Source organism: Streptomyces sp. NRRL B-24484 (assembly GCF_000717715.1).
GTDB lineage: Bacteria > Actinomycetota > Actinomycetes > Streptomycetales > Streptomycetaceae > Kitasatospora.
The window spans coordinates 1-3,890 of record NZ_JOAI01000103.1 but is presented as its reverse complement, the minus strand read 5'-3'; the positions used below and the strand labels follow the sequence as shown (position 1 = coordinate 3,890).

General features: G+C 70.8%; 1 protein-coding gene and 1 pseudogene. Both read left to right on the top strand.

Translation table 11 applies throughout. The features are described from left to right. A pseudogene (locus tag IE98_RS0141280) lies at positions 1–103 on the top strand (ATP-binding protein); the annotation flags it as partial. 371 nt (positions 104–474) lie between these two features. Further along, a complete protein-coding gene (locus tag IE98_RS0141275; RefSeq protein ID WP_052391621.1) occupies positions 475–3,810 on the top strand; it encodes a nitrate- and nitrite sensing domain-containing protein in 3,336 nt (1,111 codons plus the stop codon). Positions 3,811–3,890: the final 80 nt, after the last annotated feature.

Below are 3,890 nucleotides of genomic sequence, written 5' to 3'. Positions count from 1 at the left end.
CCCCGACACCCCCATCGTCACCCTCGACGCCCGACGCCGGGACAGCGCCAAGAGCGCACTCATCACCCTCGTCGAGCACGCCCTCCTGGCCCGCCTCCGGTAGGACAGGAACCCAGGACGGATGATGCAGCGCGCCCGCTCCGGTGCCCCCACGGGCACGGGAGCGGGCGCGCGTTTCTCCGTCGATAACAGTTCGGTAGGCATTTCGAGATCAACAGCGACACAGTGTGAGGTTCTCGATCCACTGTGCACTGTCGACCTTCCACTTGCTCCACAACTGTCCCTAAATGTCCGATTTATTCGGCACATCTCGGGTACGGAGAGCTGTTTGTCCCGCATCCCTCCACGTGCTGAAATTCCAGCTACCCCGTAGTCACCCCATATGGCAGTTCCACCCAGCAGCGGGCTGCGGCCGGCGGGGGTAGCCGCTGGATTGATTCATGGCCGCACCATCGGCCGAGAGGTTGTTGTCGAGTGAGGCGTAAGCAGCCAGACACCCCGCAGCGGCGGTCCGAGCCCCGCCCGAACGAGCAGGGACCCGGCGGTCAGGCACCGGCCGGCTTCTCCGCGTTCACGGCGGCCGAGGACCGACCGCAACCGCGCGGCGCCGCCGGCCCGCCGCCCCAGATACTCAGCGGCCCGGGCAACCGCCCGGGCGGCTCCGCCACGGGCCCGGCCGGTTCGTCCGGCAGCTCCGAGGCGGGCGGCGACGGCGGCGGCGGCGGCCGGTACGAGTTCCTGGCCCCCCGGAACTGGCGCGTGCCGACCCGACTGGTCGCGATCCTGCTGGTCCCGGTCATCATCGGCCTGGTCTTCGGCGGTCTGCGCGTCAACACCTCGCTGGACGACTTCCACAAGGCCGACCGCGCGGTGAAGACCGCGAAGCTCGCACACGCCGCGACCGACCTCGCGGACGCCCTGGAGAACGAGCGCGACCTCTCGATCGTGCCGATCCTCACCGGCTCCGACCCGCAGGGCCGGCTCGGCGAACTCCGCAAGAAGACCGACGACGCCCTCAAGGCGTACAACACGGCCTACGGCAAGATCTCCGACGACGAGACGCTGCAGCGCCGCGACGCGGCCTTCCAGCAGCTCGTCGTCTTCCTGCCGCACCTGCGCGAGAACGCCTACAAGCCGGAGCTGCTCGCCTCGGCCACCCAGGCCGCCTACTCGGTGATGTTCGCCCCGCTGCTGGCCATCGACAACTCCGTCGGCTTCGGCTCCTCCAGCGTCACCAGCAAGGGCCGCGCGATCTACGCCATGTCGCTGGCCAAGGCCTCCGCCTCGACCCAGCGCGCGCTGATGGTCAACCTGCTCGCCGGCATCGCCCAGGGCACCGTCACCAAGTACGAGAACCAGGAACTGATCATCTCGCTCCTGGTGGCGAGCAAGCTCGAGACGACCGCCATCAGCGAGTTCTCCACCGGCTCCACCGCGGACGACGCCAAGGTCTTCGCGGACGCCCTGGTCGCCCAGGCCGCGGCCGACCAGCGCGCCCCGCTGCGGATGCCCGACAACCAGAGCATCCCGACCGTCAACGGCCTGATGAACATCGGCCTGGCCTACTCCGACGCCGCCATGCGCGGCCAGCAGGACGGCAAGGAGGCGGCGGAGCGGCTCTTCGAGAACGCGAAGAACGCCGGTCTGACCGTCCAGAACTGGAACCAGGCCGCCGCCGGCCACATGAACGCCCTGCGCGCCACGGAATCCGCCCTCCTCAACGAGGTCGTCGGCGACGCGCAGAACATCAAGGACCGCGCCCAGACGGACGCCTTCCTCAACTCCGGCATCGTGATCGCCGCGCTGGCGCTCGCCGGTCTGCTCACCGGCTTCATCGCCCGCTCGATGATCCTCGGCATGCGGACCCTGAACACCGCCGCGCTCGACATCGCCAACCACCGTCTGCCCGACCTGGTCGAGAAGCTCTCCAAGACCGACCCGGACCGGGTCGACACCTCGGTCGAGCCGATCCCGCTGCGCGGCAAGGACGAGATCGGCGAGGTCGCCCGCGCGTTCGACCAGGTCCACGCGCAGGCCGTGTCGCTCGCCGCCGAGCAGGCCCTGCTCCGAGGCAACCTGAACGCGATCTTCTCCAACCTGTCGCGCCGCAGCCAGAGCCTGATCCAGCGCCAGCTGGCGCTGATCACCGACCTGGAGAACAACGAGGCCGACCCGGACCAGCTGGAGAACCTCTTCAAGCTGGACCACCTCGCGACCCGTATGCGCCGCAACGGCGAGAACCTCCTCGTCCTCGCGGGCGAGGAGCCCGGCCGCCGCTGGAACACCCCCGTCCCGCTGGTCGACGTGCTCCGCGCCGCCGCCTCCGAGGTGGAGCAGTACGAGCGCATCGAGCTCGCCGGCATCCCGGAGGCCGAGGTCATCGGCGCCGCCGTGACCGACCTCGTCCACCTCCTCGCGGAGCTGCTGGAGAACGCCACCACGTTCTCCAGCCCGCAGACCCGCGTCCTGGTCAACGCCACCCGCCTGCCCGACGGCCGCGTGCTGGTCGAGATCCACGACAAGGGCATCGGCCTCACCGCCGACGACTTCGCGGAGATCAACGAGAAGCTGGCCGAGCCGCCCACGGTCGACGCCACCATCTCGCGCCGCATGGGCCTCTTCGTGGTCGGCCGGCTGTCCCAGCGGCACGACATCCGCGTGCAGCTGCGTCCGTCCGGCGAGTCCGCCGGCACCACCTCGCTGGTCATGCTCCCGATCGGGCTGACCGCGATGAACGCCGCGCCGGAGCCGGAGGAGCAGTTCACCGTCTCCCGGATCTTCTCCGAGCAGGAGCCGACCCAGGCCTGGCAGGACGACTGGAGCCAGCGCAGCGCCGCCGAGCTCGGCTTCGACGACCACCTGACCGGCGCCGGCAACGGCGGCTTCAGCCCCGCGCTGGAGTCCATGCAGCGCTCGCAGCGCCGCCGTGCCGCCGCCATCGAGCCCGGTTCGCAGGACGAGGTCATCGACGCCGAGGCGATCGAGACCACCGAGGCCCCGTACGCCGACGAGTACCAGGCCCAGGGCTTCGAGCAGTCCGGCTACCAGGACCAGGGCTACGGCCAGGACCAGTACGCCCAGGACGGCTACGACCAGTACCAGGGCCAGTACGACCGGAACGGCTACCCGGGCATCCCGCAGCAGCAGGGCGCCCAGGACGACGCCTACCAGCCGTACGGCTACGACGACCAGTACGGCACCGGCGGCGCCGACCGGCCCGCCGGGCACCCGTACGGCGCCGAGGAGCAGCCCGCGCTGCCCCCGGCTCCCGCGGCCGGCGGCGGTCTGCCGCAGCGGCGTCCCGGCCAGCAGCTGGCCGGCGGCGGCGGTGCCCTCGGCGGTGGCGGCGACGAGAAGCCGAACTGGTTCGCCGGTGCCAAGGACACCTCCGACGCCGGCGAGAAGGGCGGCCACGACGTGTCCGCGCTCGGCGGCTACGGCCCGACCGGTCCGACCGCGTCGAGCGCCTGGCAGTCCGCCAACGACGGCGGCTGGCAGCGGGCCGAGCAGGTCCGCGAGCCGTCGACCTCCGGTACCACCTCGGCCGGCCTGCCGCGCCGGGTGCCCAAGCAGAACCTCGTGCCCGGCAACGCCAAGCCGACTCCGCAGGAAGGCCCGCAGGTCTCCCGCAACCCGGAGGAGGTCCGCGGCCGCCTGACCAACCTGCGCCGCGGCGTCGAGCAGGGCCGCAGCGCCGGCGGTGACCCGGGGGCCACCGGCAGCTTCCGCTTCGACCCGAACCAGGGTCGCGGCAGCAACCAGAACAGCAGCACCGATCTCTTCGGCGGCTCGAACCACCAGGAGCGTTGAGTTGAGTCAGATGAGCCAGGCCGCACAGAACCTGAACTGGCTGATCACCAATTTCGTGGACAACACCCCCGGGGTGTCGC